This is a genomic window from Sutcliffiella sp. NPDC057660, from assembly GCF_042800035.1.
Taxonomy (GTDB): domain Bacteria; phylum Bacillota; class Bacilli; order Bacillales; family Bacillaceae_I; genus Sutcliffiella_A.
In genome coordinates this window covers 1-14,682 of sequence record NZ_JBHVHV010000002.1, presented here as the reverse complement: position 1 = coordinate 14,682, position 14,682 = coordinate 1, and the positions used below count along the sequence as shown (strand labels likewise).

The following is a 14,682-nucleotide window of genomic DNA, read 5'->3' as shown; positions in this document are numbered from 1 at the left end:
TCAAGATATGTGCATGTATTTTTATTAAAATACGATAAATCATTTCTACTTCCAAATTCCTGTCGTAAATATATAGTAGAGGGAATGGAGAGGGAGGAGATTTGCAAAACTATATGATTTCAGTATGGGAAGAGCATTTTTTTTGGCTGGGAATTTTACAAGATCATGCTTATTTTATAAGGGACCATCTTTCACCCACAGAAGTGGAATATGTGAAAACTGCTCAGCAGTATATTAATTGGTTCGGCGAGCTCAATAATATGTTGGGGAATATTTCTAAGTCCGCTAATCACTCAGATGAAACCATGATTTACTTTTCTCAGAGGGTCTGGCCAGTTGCGAAGGGTTATTTTGATTTTGAGGGAAAGTTGCAAGCCCTTAGAATCGATAACCAGGTGAATCTGAATTTATCCCCTACCTATTTGAATGGTACGTTGGCTGAGAATCAAGAGTATCTAAGGATTTTAAGCCATTTGGTTCAGGGGAAAGAACCCGAGCATCTTCCTCTAGTAAATCTGATGGATTTGTGGCTCGAAGATCAACTGGGTCATGCATTGCTGTTCGAGGATTTGCTGGACCCAATCGAAATTGCTGCAAGACGTCAAACAGAGGCCTATATTGGAATTTATCAGGGCTTTATGGTGCAAAATCGAATATTAAAAGGATATCTGCGTTTCAAAGAGCCCGGTTTTGCCAGGCAGAGGGAATTCGCCAACGAGGTCGGACAGACAACCTTGGAAATGAGCCAGTATATTTCTACTATGGTTCATAAATTCAAAGAAAATAAGCTGCTAAACGATTCCACGTTAACATTTCTGGAGCATCATTTTCCGGAAACCTGTTATTTTATCAAAAAGCTCAGCTATTTTGCGCCAGATCTACAGAATGAGGCGAGTAAATGCTCATTGAAAAGGATTTCCTATTAAAAATATCTATGAAATGGCGCTTCCGCAATTGGAAGGGCCATTTCATTTTTTGATTGTAGCTGAGTTCGTGCGAAACAATGGGGAGTTGATGCCAAACAGTAGAGAGTTCGTGCCAAAGTGACCAGAGTTCGTGCCGAAAATGGTAAAGTTGATGCCGAGCAATTTTGCACGATACCGCTTCGCTCAATTGACAGCAGAAAAGAGCCGCAATAAAAAGGGATTTTTTCCATGTTTAAGGAATATAGACTGTAAGCATTATTTTGGAGGGATAAGCATGGAGATGATGTTCAAGTACAACTGGATGGTACGGGAAGAGTGGTACCGCTGGTGTGAAGAAGTGGAGGAAGTTGAGCTGTTGAAGGAACGGACGGGTGGAGTGGGTGGTATTCTGCATACCCTTTTTCACATTGCTGATGTGGAGTGGAGCTGGATCCGGATCTTACAGGGGAAATCCGAATTTACAGGTAAGTTTGAGGACTACAGCAGTTTAAAATTGGTTCGTGAATTGGATGCTTCCTTCCGACCGGAAGTGCAGCAGTTTGTGACAGATTGGGACAGCAATTTGGAGAACAAGCTATTACACCTTCCTGGGCGGGATGGCAGAGTTGAACTGTTTACTTGGGGCGAAGTAATGCACCATACCCTTGCACATGAAATACATCACATCGGGCAGCTATCAGTATGGTCAAGGGAATTGGGCCGCAAGCCGGTCTCTGCCAACCTTATTGGTAGGGGCCTAGTTATTCAAGAAAAGTGAGGTGATTACCATGCAAAAATGGTACGGTTCAGCAGGCGTCTGCATCAATGAACATAAAGAGATTCTGATGGTCCTACAGGGGAAGCCAGACGAAGAGAAGGTCTGGACGGTCCCATCTGGCGGATTGGAGAAAGACGAAAGCTTTGAAGAATGTTGTGTGAGGGAGTTCAGGGAAGAGACGGGGTTTGAAGTGGAAGTGATTGCCTCATTGAAAGTGAAGCAAGGAACTACATACGGAATTGACGTGGAGGTTCATTATTTTGTGGTGAGAGTGGTTGGAGGAACGTAGCAGATCCAGGATCCTGACAATCTTATCCATGAAATTGCTTGGAAAAGTGCAGAGGAATTGATGGAATTGAAGCTTTCTTTTCCGGAGGATAGACACTATTTGCTGGATTTAATCGGATGCATTAATCTTAATAAGGCCAATTGAGTTTATATTTTTCTGCATAGGCCAAAAGGATGATGTGATTTCATTTTTTGTCCATTAGAATTAGTCCAAAACTTGATTTTTTATATGAAAATTTCTACTAAAAAGGTGAAGAGATGAACGAGTTGAAGATAAGAAGTATGATGAAGCGCCTTAGGAGCGAGGATCCCGGAAAGCGTTTTGAAGCACTTGGCACTTTGTATGAATGTAAGGTCGAAAAGGACTTGGAAATCAGGGTCGATTTGTTAAAGGAAATGGTGAGGCTAGCTGCCGGCAATTTTCCTGAGTCTGTTGATGGGTGGGACAACCCTTCCTATTATTTAATCGACTTTGTGTGCGATTATCCCATGCCTGAGGTGATGGAACAATTATTAAAGTATTTTGACCGCCTGCCCTCGGATGCAAAAGTGAGAGTGTTGGAATTATTCTTGGCGACCGAGGATGAGGAATTATTTTATGAAATGGAAGAGAAGCTCGTTGCTATGATGAAAAACGAGGAGGTTCAGCTTCCTGTGGATCAGCTCACTCAATACCCTGTCTTTCTGCGGGATGTAGTGGAGCGTACTTTTGAAAAGATACATTCTCCTCATTATAAATTTACGATGTATGAATTTATCACTGCCATCAACGAATCCGACCTGGAATGGGGCTACAGAAAGGAAGACGTTCTTCCACTGATTCTTTCCGACTATAAAAAGCTGAGGGAAGAGTACTTTTCCTACGACAAAGATTATCATGCCAGATTTGTGTACACTTCCTGGAAGGAAAGCTATTTTACCGTCCGTTATCATATGAATCTGTTAATCGGGCTGATGAACTACTATTACTCAAAGGAAGCGGAAGAGAATCTGAGGGAAGCCTTAGGGTTTAATGACCCTGTCATCCGCTCCAAGGCGATTCATGTGTGCATCGAAAAGAACATAGATGTTGAAAATGGTCTAATCGAGGAACTTGCGACCAATCTCGAAAGTGCCGAGGGCCTCTATTGGGACCTGAAATCGAGCAACAAGGAACACCTATATCCAATCAAGGAAAAGAAGCAGCCTTTATTGGCAAAAGCTAAACTCTTCACTTATCTTGTCTACCTGAGGGATGAAGAAGGTAGGTTGATGAACAAATTTCCGGAAGAGATCCATGTGCAGGATACGATTGAAACGGAAAATCAATACAAACAGCCCGTGCGCTATTATCTGATGAGCTTCAAGGAATCCGGCACCGATTATGTGGCTTGGGTCGGCGGCTATTCGCTCGAGGACGGGGATGATACTGCCCATGTCTGGGAAGGAACATACACGGATTTTGTAGAGCTAGACTCTAAATCCCTGGATGGGCATAAGCAGGATTTCTTTTCAAGACGGGAAGAGATGAGTCAGAAATACCATGAAGAAGTTCATTATGAAAGTGCACCAAAATTACCAAAAGGCTTGTGGTTCTTCTACGCGATTCTCATTTCGCATTGGGTGAGAGTGCTGTTAAATGGGGTAGATGATGAGGTGTACATTTCTATCGGATTTACTGGGCTTGGTCTGCTTCTGACTGCCTATGAAATGTGGAAAATCAAGCGCAGCAAAATTTCCATCGTGGGACAGGAGCTTATTGTGAATAGAGGAAAGGACACAAAAGCGATCCGCATTCAGGACATAAAAAAGGTGAAATACAACAAGAAGCAAATCGAAATCTTTAATAAAGAAAATTCTCTGCATCTTCAAGTTCCATTGAAGTGGGTGAACTATGACCACTTTTCCTATGTATTGAGAGAGCAGACGCAGCATTTGCGTGAGAGGCCGTTTATTGAAGAATAATTGAAATTGTGCGATCTTTTTCCACAGAAGCTATTAAATTGCATCAGAAAACGCAGGGTTTTTGAAATCCTGCGTTTTTAATAATTAGTCAATATCAAATAATAGTATTTTGCATCCTGTATTGATCTACTTAGTTCAACTGATGACCAAAAGGCTGTATATATAGCAATCACTGCCAGTATAGTAATAATTGCACTGCCTTCTTTAAGGATTTTTCTATTTTTCCTATAAAGAATAAAAGCTGTAATGACAATAATTAAAAGGTAAGATGCCGATATGATAAATTTTGCTGAAAGTACTTTACAATCACTGACCGCACTCATAAAATTTTCTAAATCATCTTCGTTGTCGATACTTTCTATGATGCTAGAAATATCTCCTTTGTAGCCAACCTGCCAAGTAAAGGTATTTTGCTCTTTTGCTATGCTATACTGATAGCCCATAGCTTCTCCATCACTAATAATTCCTGAATATTCTTCTTTATCTTCTTCACTTTGGGAACAAGCCGTTAAAAATAAGGTGAAACAAAATATCGTAAGAACAATACATTTTTTCATTGGATTCCACCCATCTACCAGTATCTCCTATGTAAATCCATGTTCCTTTTATCTTTACCCCTTTGTTTTTCCAAGCAAATTTAACCCTACTGCACCCATTACAAGAGTAACGCCTATTACTGTCACCACAAATGCAAGGTCGGCAGCGTTGCTTGGTAATACGCTATGAAACCACCATAACTCGATAATGACTACCAGGGCCCATAACATATATACTGCTGCTAATCTGTCATTCCTCAAGTTTCTCTCCCCTTTATGTAATATTCTTCAGCTATATTCCTGACTATCAGAGTAATACCATTTATTCTTATAATACCATAATTATTCCATTTAACTGTCTGAATATCTTGACTATTACGTTCGAAAAGTAAATATATTAATATAAATAAACTCGTGAGTGGGGATGAGCACGATGATAGTTCCTTTGCAGAGGTTATGACGGGATTCCTATAAGGGACGAGTTGGTTTTGCAGAAACGGCTATAGTCATTAGTGAATGAAAAGCATACATGATCTTTTTTTTGAGACAAAATTCGAAAAAAGTTGAATATTTAATTCGTTATATATAGAATTAGAGTATTCAAACAATTGAAGGTGAGGATGGTAAAAATGGAAGTTTTAAACCTGACAAGCAGGAAGAGGGAGACCTATCAGATCAGAGTGGAGTACTCCTTGCTATGGGAATGTGCATTGGGGATCGCTGCCTTTACCAATACCCCATTATTGGATAGCTTGGAAAAACCAAAGTCATACTGGGACAAGTTAAAGAGTTCTTTTTCAGAAGAATTAAGGGAACAGTTGGTTATAGTGGAACGGGATAATTCATGGAAAGCTCTTCTTCAGCTCCTTCATAGGGAAGAATTCAATGAATTACCAGATTTTATTTCCAATATCAGCAGGCTCCCGGAAAAAGAATTCAGATTTCATTGCCTTCCTTTTATTGGGGAGACCTACCAATCCATAAGAGAACAGACGGCATCAGGCAATCTTGCTGCATTGGAAGAAATGAAAGCTCTGTCACAAGATAATCCCTTTTTCCCTCGTTATATAGAATATATTTTTCATGTAGAGGTGGAGGTTCTAAAAAAACACCTTATATCTGTTTTTACGTGTTGGTATGAGGAAGTGATACGAAACGATAGCGCTGATGGACTTTTATCATTTTTGAAGACAGATGGTGAAGCAAAAAAACAAATGGGTCACAAAATGAGTCCGGAAGAGCTTGTGGAATGGGCGACAGGTGGAGTGACATACCAATCTGAGCCAGGTGTGTCAACGGTTCTATTAATTCCCCAATATATCTATCGTCCATGGAATATTGAGGCAGACATCGAGGGAATGAAGGTTTTCTATTATCCTATTTCGAATGAAAGCATGTTTCCTGACAATAAATATGTCCCTGACAACTTTCTGGTTTTAAAGCATAAAGCATTGGGCGATGAGGTTCGTCTCCAGATTGTTAAGCTCCTTCATGAAAAAGATCGAACCCTTCAAGACATCACAGAACATCTCAACATTGGTAAATCCACCATACATCATCACCTGAAAATTTTGAGAGCAGCCAAGCTGGTGGCGATTCACGATTCGAAATATGTTCTTAAGAAAAATGCTGTTCGATCATTAGCAAAAGAATTAGCGCTGTATTTAGAGCAATGACAACACAAAAGGGTGTGAGGGATTGAGGAATATATTAAAAAACCGTTCCTTTCTATTTGTATGGATGGGAACGGCCTCCTCGGAATTGGGAGGGGCGTTTGGCACCTTTTGCAATTCCATTCTTATCTATCAATTGACAGGTTCAACACTGGCACTATCTAGTATGTGGCTGCTTTATTTTATTCCATCACTTGTATTGCAGTTGTTTATCGGACCGTTTATTGACAGGTGGAGCAGAAAATGGACGATGATCATTTCGCAATGGATGAGGGGACTGGTCTTTCTGTTGCCCCTGCTTGCACTTACGACTGAAAGCCTGCAGCCCTGGCATATCTTCGCTGTCCAGATGGCAGTCGGGTTAATCACGCCCCTTTATACACCAGCTTCTCAAGCTTTGACCCCAACGATTGTTCCAACCTCACAGCTACATGTCGCCAATGCCTATCTTGATGGAACGCTTCGTTTAATGACCTTTCTGGCCCCAGTCACTGGTGGGTTGGTGGCAGATTACTTTGGCGTTAAGCCTACTCTGACAGCTGTTAGTCTATTGCTATTTTCCAGTGGATTCTTACTGTTGTTTATCCAGGAAAACAGGGTTGCAGAAAAAATTCGAAAGTCATGGATAAGCCAGTTCACGGAAGGAATGGTCTACTTTTTCAAGCAGCCTGTTATTGTGTGGCTTGGTGTTTTTCTGGCATTTGTCCAATTTGGAGTGGGAGTGACCATGGTCATCACGCTTCCCTATATTACAGGTGAACTGGCTGGAACCTATGCACATTACGGCTATTTCATGGCGAGCTTCCCTTTAGGCTATGTGATCGGCTCCTTCATGGTCGGTAGAATAAAGGTGAAAAGTCGCCGATTTCTGATGCTAGGTGCATTGACGGTAGGGGGAATGACCTTCTTTTGGCTCGGCTTCAACTACAGTATATATGCTGCACTTTTGACAGAAGGAATAGCAGGAATCGCAATGGCGATATTTAACATCCATAACCTTACCATCAGCCAGCAGGCAATTCCTTCTCATCTAATGGGAAAAGTTTTTTCCGTAAGGCTTTTTATCATTAGGGGAGCCATGCCACTCGGCGTACTTGCCGGTGGGATATTAAGTGAGATGTGGGGCATCCGGCCGTTGTATATTTTGATTGGCACCATTATTTCTACTGTTTCCATTGTGGGGATGACGCATCCTTATTTCAAGTTTTTGGATGGTAGGACGGCGAAAGGAAAAGTTGCTTAATTAATATCACATACTCCTAATAAAATGTTATAATTTTCATAATTATTCCATTAATGAAAGGGTGAGCAAAATAGGTTCTCGTATCATGCACCTTATCATTGCCAATAGAATCGCTGAAAAATTTTCCGTTACAAATAAATCTGCTTTCCTTTTAGGGGGAATTGCACCGGATGCCGTCTCCCCCAAGGACCTGTCCCACTTCTTTACCGGAGATGTTCAGGACTATTCCAGAATGATCGATTACAGTGGGTTTTTGGAAAAATACCGTTCCTCCCGGCAATTGGACTATATTCTTGGATACTACACACATCTAATCGCAGATGACCTTTGGCTGAAGGGGTTTTACTTGCCTTGGCTGAAAAACAGAATGGAGCAGGATCGAAATATTTTGGCGCTTTATCATGAGGATTTCCGCCTTCTGAATGCGAAGCTGTTGGATTATTACGGACTGGATCGTGAAGTGTTGGAGGAAATGGAGCACAGTAGCGCAATGGTTGATCTAGAGGAAGTGACCACAAAGGATGTGCTGGATTTCCTGCCGTTTGTAAAAGGGGATATGCAGTATCCAACCGAGGACCTTAAAGCACCTTTGAAGGTTTTTACCCTCGAGCAGATAGTGGGGTATGTGGAAACGTCGGTGGATAAAGGGATCATACATATTAACAAGGCATTCGGGAGTGGGGGGAGCAATGAACCACCCTTGGAACAAAGTTATGTTAATCGTGGGCGCCGGTAATTGACCTAGTACCGGATAATACTGATGAAAAAAGCAGTTTGAAAGGGGAGTTTTACATGTTTCATGTAAATGTGGAAGGCGCGGTATTTCGGGATGGAAAGTGGTTAGTGATAGAACGGAGTAAAAAAGAGGGCCACGCTGGAGGATTGTTATCACTTGTCGGTGGTACGGTCGATCCGGAAGGCTTCTCTTCCAATATTCTGGAGAGAACCGTCCAAAGGGAAATGTTTGAAGAGGTTGGAGTAAAGGTGAAGGACGAGATGATTTATGTGAGAAACACTTCCTTCATACTGGACGAAGGCAGCGAGGTAATCGATATCGTGTATCTTTGCGAGCTATTGGAGGGGGAGGAGGCATTTGTCAAAAGCCCGGATGAGGTGGAGTCGGTACACTGGCTCACCGCCGAGGAAATCATCGGGCACCCAGATGCCCCTGTCTGGTTGATCGATAGCATAAAGGCAGCCGAGGCTGTCATTAAAGTCAAAGCTTGAGACTCCGATCTCAAGCTTTTTTACTGGCTCAAATATTCATACACTACATCATTGACCACTTCAAACACATCAGTTTCTTCCGTCTGTAAAATCTCCGTAATTTCTGCTGTCATCCTTATGTAATCCTCTTCACTCAGCGGCACCGATTCGAGGTCATGCTGGTACTGAATGAAACAATTTCTGATCATCTTGCGCAATAATTTATTTTCCACGTTTTCACCCCGTTATTCCTTTAGTATAAAGGATTTGCGCTCAAAAGATGAGCCCATCGTCGAAAAATGTCGGAAAAAGTACTGGAATTTACCATTGAAACCGAACGTATATTCGCTTATCATTGGGTATATACTACTAATACGAACATATATTCTGTTTTAGAGAGGTGTGACCCTAAAATGGATTACAGCCAGATGCCAAACAACAAGATTCTTTGCGTAGATATGAAAAGCTTCTATGCCAGCTGCTCCGCTGTCATGATGGGGCTCGACCCGCTCTCCTGCTATTTGGCGGTAGTCGGGGATACAGAGAGGCAGGGGAGTGTCGTCCTTGCCGCTTCCCCGATGCTGAAAAAGGAATTCGGAATAAAAACGGGCTCCCGTCGATTTGAGATACCAAATGATGAACGTATTCACGTGGTCAATCCCCAGATGGCGACCTATCTTCGCATCTCCACCGAAATAACCCGTCTTTTCAACCGGTACGTCCCTAAGGATGCGATCCACACGTATAGTGTCGATGAGAGCTTCCTGCAGGTGGACGGAGTGGAAGGCCTTTGGGGGGATGCCACCATCATTGCGCAGAAAATAAAAGAAGACATGGAGCGGGAATTTCAGCTTCCATGTGCCATCGGAATCGGACCGAATATGCTGATGTCCAAACTCTGCCTGGACCTCGAAGCAAAAAAGAAGGGCATTGCCGAATGGACCTATGAGGATGTCAAAACGAAACTATGGCCCCTTTCGCCTTTGCGTGAAATGTGGGGAATCGGTTCAAAAGTGGAAAAAACACTCAACCGTATGGGGATTTTCAACGTGGGCCAGCTTGCGAACTATCCGCTTGAGCTGCTGGAGAAGAAATTCGGGATCATGGGTAATCAGCTTTATCATCATGCATGGGGCATCGATCTGTCAGAGCTCGGTGCGCCCATCATCCAAGGGCAGATCAGCTTCGGGAAAAGCCAAATCCTGATGCGCGACTACACCGACCCGGAGGAAGTGAAGCATGTCCTTCTGGAAATTTGCGAGGAGGTGGCAAGAAGGACGCGCCATCACCGGAAAGCCGGTCGGACGATCAGCCTTGGAATCGGATATAGCCGCGACGAACTTGGTGGAGGCTTCTATCGCTCCCGGACGATGGAGCGGGCAACGAATATTACCATGGATCTCTACAACACCTGCTTGGAATTGTTCGAAGAGAATTACGAGCATAAGACGGTGAGAAAAATAGCTGTCTCCATCTCAAACATCATCGACGACAGCGAGATGCAGCTTAGCCTGTTTGAACTCGAGCGCCCGAAGAAAAGACAGCTCGGCTACGTGATGGATCGCATTCGCGGAAAGCATGGCTCGAATGCATTGCTTCGGGCGGTTTCCTATACAAATGCAGGAACGGCGAAGCATCGTAGCAGACTGGTTGGCGGACATAAAGCATAAAGGAGGTGCAGCAAGTATGGCAATACGTGATCGAGGAACCATCAAATGGACGTCCATGATGCTGCCGGAGCATGTGAAGCTGCTGCGGGACTGGACAAAGGAAGATCTATATGAAACAAAACCGGAACTCGACGAACAGCGACTCGAAGAAATGAATGAGCTGTTTTGCGAAGCGATGGAAACGGGTAAGGAAGTAACCATAACCTATTATGAAAAGAGAAGATACCATCTGTTCGTAGGAGCGGTGCATCATTTGGATGCCTACCAGCGCCGGTTGCATGTAGTGGATAAGTTTGGTGAGGCGAGCTACCTATGTCTGGAAAATATTTTGGATATCTCCTGAAAAAAGACGAATATCCTTCCCCATGAAAGAGGAAGGATGCCAATGAAAAGAAAGGTCAGACTGCACGCAGATGCGTCTGATCTAATCCTATTTAGACCTGTTCAAAATAGCCAAGATCCAAAATCGCTGCAAACACTTCGTCACCCTCATCGGAAGTGACTTCAACCTCTTGGCCTGGCTGAAGCGCAAGAGCCAGCACACCAAGCAGGCTTTTCGCATCCACTACCCAATGCTCCTTTTTAAACAGTACCGTGCCAGGATAAGAGCTTGTTGTATTGACAAGGCTGCTGGCGGATTCCGCAAAAATGGGCTTTAACACTTTAAGTTTCATTTATATCTTCCCCTTTGGACTGTAATACTTATAGTATAGAGAAAATGATGGAAACAACAAGAGAAAAATATTGATATCAAATGAGGAGAAAGAACATGAAAATAGACGTGACAGAAAAGACACCGCAAAAAATCCTCACTCCGACAAGCGGATTTCTCGAGGGCTATACCCATTCCTTGAACCCGTATATCGGCTGTGCTTTCGGATGCTCCTATTGCTATGTCAGGCAGAGCCCGGTCGGATTGTTTCGGAAACAGGAGTGGGGGACCTGGGTGGATGTGAAAAAAGGGGTGGCAGAAAAGCTAAAGAAGGAGTTGCTGCTGCTTCGGAAAAAAGAAAAGCAGGTTGTCATCTTCATGTCATCGAGCACAGATCCCTATCAGCCAGTCGAGCACAAGGAGCAGGTTACACGAACCTTACTGGAAGTGATGGCGGAAATCCAGCCTGACTTTCTGTTTGTACAGACAAGAAGTCCCATGGTGACAAGGGATATTGATTTGTTGGCGAAGCTTGGGGAGAAAGTGATGGTCAGCATTACCGTGGAAACCGATCTCGAGGACGTGCGGAAACGCTTTTCCCCTGCAGCACCGCCCATTCCCGCCAGGTTGAAGGCATTAAGGGAATTGAGGGAAGCAGGCATTCCAGTACAGGCAGCCGTAGCCCCGGCCTTGCCATTTTCGGATAGATTCCCGGAAAAGCTTACAGGACTTGTGGACCGTATTTGTGTGGATGATTTTACAGGTGACGGAAGCGGTGGCAAGCGGACAAACCGGTTGAAAATCGGGGAGCGGTTTGACGGATTGGAGAAGGAAGAGTGGTATGAGGGAGATGTCCAGAGACGCGTCTGGGACAAACTGAATGAGGTGTTTTCACCCGAGAAGCTGATCCTTAGTCCAGAAGGGTTCATGCCACCAAAAAAGAGTATGGAACCGTAAAGGCCCATACTCTTTTATGTACATGATAGGCTGAACCGTATTAGTCGTTCAATACTTGCTCAGCCCGCACACAGGACTCGAAATTCCCTTTATGGGAAGCATCGCAATATGGAAGCTTCTTGGAAAGGCCGCAGCGGCAAAGTGTAAATGCAGGCTTGTCCGGGAATTTATTGCCTTCTGCATCAATCAGCTCGACATCTCCGGTTACACGGAAACCCCCGTTATCCAGGACTTTGATCGTTACTTTTGACATTGGTAAAACCCTCCTTCATATTCAGATATTAGTATCGTACCTACAATTACCCAATTTTACAATAAGAACTTGTACCCCTACCATCCTTTCCAAATGCCTTCTGGTTATACAATCGGGTAAAATATGGTACAATCAGGCTAACAATGAAACAGTGGAGGCATGAAACGTGAAAGTAACGTTCACAGAAACAGCAGCAGAACGAGTAAAAGCAAAGCTTGAAAACCAGGAAGGGAAATGGTTGAAGCTTAAATATGATACAGACGGATGCGGGTGTGTGGTGAGCGGGGTCTCCGCATTATGGATCACACCGGAGAAAGAGGACGATGATGTGGCATTGGACACCAATGTCGGGCCACTATTAATGGAAAAGTCAAAGTTGCTCTTCTTCGATGAGGATATGACGGTCGATTTCGTGGAGAGCGCCAACACATACATGCTGAAGTGTCCAAGCCAGATTTTGAACCCTCGCATGTCACTACTCGTAGTGGAGGGAACGAAATGAGTGTCGAGGGCAAAATCAACTCCTTAAGGAATGCCGCTCAATCCAAAACCTGGGCATCCTTCCTGAACAATAATCACCCGTACAGCCTACTGCACTGGTCGATTGGCGGCATCAATCATGAAGATAAGGATGTATGGCTTCTGCAGGACGAAGTGACATTTGAAGTGCAGGAATTTGCAAGCTTGGATGTTGCCATCGAGTGGATAGCGGCAAATATGGAAGGTATTACGGATGTGCTGGGTTAATTAATAGAAAACTGTGGAACAAGCCAGAGATTGACTCTTTGGCTATTTTGTTTGCAATCCAGAATCACCGAGAACTTCGTGCACATATAGACACACTAGGGTATACTTTTTACGTATAAAGTAAATTAAAGTCAAGAGGGTTGATAGACATGTTGGATAATTATATAGCGAAGGTACGGGAAAGATGCCTTGAGTATAAGTTAGATCCAAATGTAATTCCTGTCTTTACAAGGTTATCCAATGAGGAACTTGCCAGAATACAAGGTGAATATAAAGCGAGATTACATATTATTAGATTGTTTATGGATAAATTTTTAGGGAAAAGCAAAGGAATTCCCTTATTGGTTGCAGTGACAGATGATAAGGGGAATATTATTGAATATATGGGAGATGAAAGTCTCGAGGATACGGTGGTCAATCAAATCGGACTGCAAAAGGGGGTCCAGTTTACGGAAGAGAAGGCAGGGGTGAATTCCGTTCTTGCAGCACTGGAGCTACAGATGCCGGTGCAGGTGATAGGGGATGATCACTATTATCAATTTCTCCATCTAACGGCCTGCTACAGTGTCCCGTTGTTTCTTCAGAAAAAAGTAATCGGCACGATTTCCATGATGACATTCCTGCATGTAGCGAATCCGATGATTATGGCTTCGTTGGAAACTGTGGTGGATTCCATTGAACGGGAATTGGATTTGCGCGAGCAGAACCGCTATCTCGATGAAATGAATCAGATGATCCTGGAACAATCCAAAACCGGCTACATCGTCCTTGATGAAAGTGGAAGTATAGTAAAAGTAAATCCAAAAGCGAAAGCCATCCTGGACAAGATACCTGACTACTCTTCCATTAAGGATATATTGCAGCTAAGAGAGGTTCATGAACAATACAAAAAGCAAGATGAAGAACTACAGGATTACGAGATAATTCTCCAGAATGGAACGGAAAATAGAACCTGCCTCGTTGACTTTTTTCCATTTCAGGCAGGGACCCTGATTCAGATCCGCGATATAACGGAGTATAAATTGACGGAGGCCTATATCCAAAATGCTGAGAAACTCTCCATCGTCGGACATTTGGCAGCGGGTGTGGCGCACGAGATAAAAAATCCGCTCACCACATTAAAGGGATTCATTCAGCTTGTTCAGGAAAATAGATACAGTGACACCTATCCAGCCATCATGCTAAATGAAATTGAGAGAATTGACCAGATTACAAACGAATTTCTCGTTTTGTCGAGACCGACCGTACAAGCGAAGGACTGGTATGATGTCCGGGAACTTGTAAAAGAAATCGGGGTGCTCTTATCGAGTTTCGCAATCAGCAAAAATATCGAAATCACCCATAGCTTTAAAGATATAGAACCTATCTTTTGTGATGCTAATCAGCTAAAGCAGGTATTCATCAACCTTGTGAAAAACAGTGTGGAAGCAGTCGGCCACAATGGAAGGATTGACATAACGGTCGAATCACCCAACCCTGAGAGTATATTGATCCGTTTTATGGATGATGGGGACGGATTTCCGGAGCATATCCTAAAGAGGATGGGTCAACCATTCCTTACTACAAAAGAAGATGGCAACGGCCTTGGGGTCATGGTCTGCAAGAGGATAGTGGAAACCATTCATAATGGCCAGCTGATCATTCATAATAAGCAAGACGGCGGAGCGATAGTGGATATCATTCTACCGCAAACATAAGAGAAGGTGTCCTGAAATATAAAAGGACACCTTTATATTTGTTTAGGAAATTATAAACCCCTTTAAATTGTGGATAACTGTTCTTATAATGTTCTTATATAACTCTCAGGGTGAAAAGTATGAAAAAGAAAAA

General features: G+C 43.2%; 18 protein-coding genes and 1 pseudogene. 14 read left to right on the top strand and 5 right to left on the bottom strand.

The annotated features are described in order from the left end of the window. Window positions 1–113: 113 nt before the first annotated feature. The 4 genes and pseudogenes from ACFVAD_RS01700 to ACFVAD_RS01685 all read left to right on the top strand — a co-directional run bounded on the left by ACFVAD_RS01700 (window position 114) and on the right by ACFVAD_RS01685 (window position 3,915). Window positions 114–926, top strand: coding sequence for a DUF2935 domain-containing protein (locus ACFVAD_RS01700; RefSeq protein WP_386635436.1), 813 nt, complete (start codon window positions 114–116; stop codon window positions 924–926). A 274-nt stretch (window positions 927–1,200) separates the two neighbouring features. Then, window positions 1,201–1,683 (top strand): DinB family protein, encoded by a 483-nt coding sequence (locus ACFVAD_RS01695; protein ID WP_386635433.1) that lies wholly within the window; start codon window positions 1,201–1,203, stop codon window positions 1,681–1,683. Window positions 1,684–1,693: 10 nt separating this feature from the next. After that, window positions 1,694–2,116 (top strand): annotated as a pseudogene (locus ACFVAD_RS01690) (NUDIX hydrolase). A gap of 113 nt (window positions 2,117–2,229) precedes the next feature. Next, window positions 2,230–3,915 (top strand): hypothetical protein, encoded by a 1,686-nt coding sequence (locus tag ACFVAD_RS01685; RefSeq protein WP_386635428.1) that lies wholly within the window; start codon window positions 2,230–2,232, stop codon window positions 3,913–3,915. Window positions 3,916–3,992: 77 nt separating this feature from the next. On the opposite strand, the gene ACFVAD_RS01680 is transcribed toward ACFVAD_RS01685, so the two are convergent. Then, window positions 3,993–4,472, bottom strand: coding sequence for a hypothetical protein (locus tag ACFVAD_RS01680; protein ID WP_386635425.1), 480 nt, complete (start codon window positions 4,470–4,472; stop codon window positions 3,993–3,995). Window positions 4,473–4,526: 54 nt separating this feature from the next. After that, entirely contained in the window at window positions 4,527–4,712 is a 186-nt protein-coding gene (locus ACFVAD_RS01675) for a hypothetical protein (protein ID WP_386635422.1), read from the bottom strand. Between the two features lie 368 nt (window positions 4,713–5,080). Between ACFVAD_RS01675 and ACFVAD_RS01670 the strand changes: the two genes are divergently transcribed. The 4 genes from ACFVAD_RS01670 to ACFVAD_RS01655 all read left to right on the top strand — a co-directional run bounded on the left by ACFVAD_RS01670 (window position 5,081) and on the right by ACFVAD_RS01655 (window position 8,594). Next, a complete protein-coding gene (locus tag ACFVAD_RS01670) occupies window positions 5,081–6,127 on the top strand; it encodes an ArsR/SmtB family transcription factor (protein WP_386635419.1) in 1,047 nt (348 codons plus the stop codon). Between the two features lie 22 nt (window positions 6,128–6,149). Next, entirely contained in the window at window positions 6,150–7,367 is a 1,218-nt protein-coding gene (locus ACFVAD_RS01665) for an MFS transporter (protein WP_386635416.1), read from the top strand. An 85-nt stretch (window positions 7,368–7,452) separates the two neighbouring features. Beyond that, window positions 7,453–8,103 carry a zinc dependent phospholipase C family protein gene (locus tag ACFVAD_RS01660; protein ID WP_386635413.1) on the top strand — a complete coding sequence of 217 codons (651 nt, stop codon included), beginning with the start codon at window positions 7,453–7,455 and terminating at the stop codon, window positions 8,101–8,103. Window positions 8,104–8,159: 56 nt separating this feature from the next. Further along, window positions 8,160–8,594 (top strand): NUDIX hydrolase, encoded by a 435-nt coding sequence (locus tag ACFVAD_RS01655; RefSeq protein WP_386635410.1) that lies wholly within the window; start codon window positions 8,160–8,162, stop codon window positions 8,592–8,594. Between the two features lie 20 nt (window positions 8,595–8,614). Here ACFVAD_RS01655 and ACFVAD_RS01650 read toward each other — a convergent pair whose 3' ends face one another. After that, window positions 8,615–8,806 carry a YqzH family protein gene (locus ACFVAD_RS01650; RefSeq protein ID WP_386635407.1) on the bottom strand — a complete coding sequence of 64 codons (192 nt, stop codon included), beginning with the start codon at window positions 8,804–8,806 and terminating at the stop codon, window positions 8,615–8,617. A gap of 180 nt (window positions 8,807–8,986) precedes the next feature. Here ACFVAD_RS01650 and ACFVAD_RS01645 point away from each other — a divergent pair, with 180 nt between their 5' ends. Both ACFVAD_RS01645 and ACFVAD_RS01640 read left to right on the top strand, forming a co-directional pair. Beyond that, window positions 8,987–10,243, top strand: coding sequence for a Y-family DNA polymerase (locus tag ACFVAD_RS01645; protein ID WP_386635404.1), 1,257 nt, complete (start codon window positions 8,987–8,989; stop codon window positions 10,241–10,243). 16 nt (window positions 10,244–10,259) lie between these two features. After that, window positions 10,260–10,586 (top strand): YolD-like family protein, encoded by a 327-nt coding sequence (locus tag ACFVAD_RS01640; RefSeq protein ID WP_386635401.1) that lies wholly within the window; start codon window positions 10,260–10,262, stop codon window positions 10,584–10,586. A 91-nt stretch (window positions 10,587–10,677) separates the two neighbouring features. Here ACFVAD_RS01640 and ACFVAD_RS01635 read toward each other — a convergent pair whose 3' ends face one another. Beyond that, complete coding sequence (locus ACFVAD_RS01635) at window positions 10,678–10,917, bottom strand: HPr family phosphocarrier protein (RefSeq protein WP_386635398.1); 240 nt, start codon at window positions 10,915–10,917, stop codon at window positions 10,678–10,680. 95 nt (window positions 10,918–11,012) lie between these two features. Here ACFVAD_RS01635 and ACFVAD_RS01630 point away from each other — a divergent pair, with 95 nt between their 5' ends. Then, the gene (locus ACFVAD_RS01630; RefSeq protein WP_386635395.1) at window positions 11,013–11,852 is read left to right on the top strand and encodes an SPL family radical SAM protein; all 840 of its coding nucleotides are present in this window, start codon (window positions 11,013–11,015) and stop codon (window positions 11,850–11,852) included. A gap of 40 nt (window positions 11,853–11,892) precedes the next feature. Here ACFVAD_RS01630 and ACFVAD_RS01625 read toward each other — a convergent pair whose 3' ends face one another. Next, window positions 11,893–12,105, bottom strand: a complete 213-nt coding sequence (locus tag ACFVAD_RS01625) for a CDGSH iron-sulfur domain-containing protein (protein ID WP_204417703.1) — start codon at window positions 12,103–12,105, stop codon at window positions 11,893–11,895. Window positions 12,106–12,271: 166 nt separating this feature from the next. Between ACFVAD_RS01625 and ACFVAD_RS01620 the strand changes: the two genes are divergently transcribed. The 3 genes from ACFVAD_RS01620 (at window position 12,272) to ACFVAD_RS01610 (ending at window position 14,549) form a co-directional block, all read left to right on the top strand. Further along, entirely contained in the window at window positions 12,272–12,607 is a 336-nt protein-coding gene (locus ACFVAD_RS01620) for an iron-sulfur cluster biosynthesis family protein (protein WP_386635392.1), read from the top strand. Next, window positions 12,604–12,852, top strand: a complete 249-nt coding sequence (locus ACFVAD_RS01615; protein ID WP_386635389.1) for a DUF2552 family protein — start codon at window positions 12,604–12,606, stop codon at window positions 12,850–12,852. The genes ACFVAD_RS01620 and ACFVAD_RS01615 overlap by 4 nt, the downstream gene beginning before the upstream one ends. Before the next feature lie 149 nt (window positions 12,853–13,001). Then, window positions 13,002–14,549, top strand: coding sequence for an ATP-binding protein (locus ACFVAD_RS01610; protein ID WP_386635386.1), 1,548 nt, complete (start codon window positions 13,002–13,004; stop codon window positions 14,547–14,549). Window positions 14,550–14,682: the final 133 nt, after the last annotated feature.

Excerpts from the sequence above, each read along its gene's own strand:
- ACFVAD_RS01700 (WP_386635436.1), top strand. The coding sequence starts at position 114 with ATGATTTCAGTATGGGAAGAGCATTTTTTTTGGCTGGGAATTTTACAA.
- ACFVAD_RS01695 (WP_386635433.1), top strand. The coding sequence starts at position 1,201 with ATGGAGATGATGTTCAAGTACAACTGGATGGTACGGGAAGAGTGGTAC.
- ACFVAD_RS01685 (WP_386635428.1), top strand. The coding sequence starts at position 2,230 with ATGAACGAGTTGAAGATAAGAAGTATGATGAAGCGCCTTAGGAGCGAG.
- ACFVAD_RS01680 (WP_386635425.1), bottom strand. The coding sequence starts at position 4,472 with ATGAAAAAATGTATTGTTCTTACGATATTTTGTTTCACCTTATTTTTA.
- ACFVAD_RS01670 (WP_386635419.1), top strand. The coding sequence starts at position 5,081 with ATGGAAGTTTTAAACCTGACAAGCAGGAAGAGGGAGACCTATCAGATC.
- ACFVAD_RS01660 (WP_386635413.1), top strand. The coding sequence starts at position 7,453 with ATGCACCTTATCATTGCCAATAGAATCGCTGAAAAATTTTCCGTTACA.
- ACFVAD_RS01655 (WP_386635410.1), top strand. The coding sequence starts at position 8,160 with ATGTTTCATGTAAATGTGGAAGGCGCGGTATTTCGGGATGGAAAGTGG.
- ACFVAD_RS01645 (WP_386635404.1), top strand. The coding sequence starts at position 8,987 with ATGGATTACAGCCAGATGCCAAACAACAAGATTCTTTGCGTAGATATG.
- ACFVAD_RS01640 (WP_386635401.1), top strand. The coding sequence starts at position 10,260 with ATGGCAATACGTGATCGAGGAACCATCAAATGGACGTCCATGATGCTG.
- ACFVAD_RS01635 (WP_386635398.1), bottom strand. The coding sequence starts at position 10,917 with ATGAAACTTAAAGTGTTAAAGCCCATTTTTGCGGAATCCGCCAGCAGC.
- ACFVAD_RS01630 (WP_386635395.1), top strand. The coding sequence starts at position 11,013 with ATGAAAATAGACGTGACAGAAAAGACACCGCAAAAAATCCTCACTCCG.
- ACFVAD_RS01625 (WP_204417703.1), bottom strand. The coding sequence starts at position 12,105 with ATGTCAAAAGTAACGATCAAAGTCCTGGATAACGGGGGTTTCCGTGTA.
- ACFVAD_RS01615 (WP_386635389.1), top strand. The coding sequence starts at position 12,604 with ATGAGTGTCGAGGGCAAAATCAACTCCTTAAGGAATGCCGCTCAATCC.
- ACFVAD_RS01610 (WP_386635386.1), top strand. The coding sequence starts at position 13,002 with ATGTTGGATAATTATATAGCGAAGGTACGGGAAAGATGCCTTGAGTAT.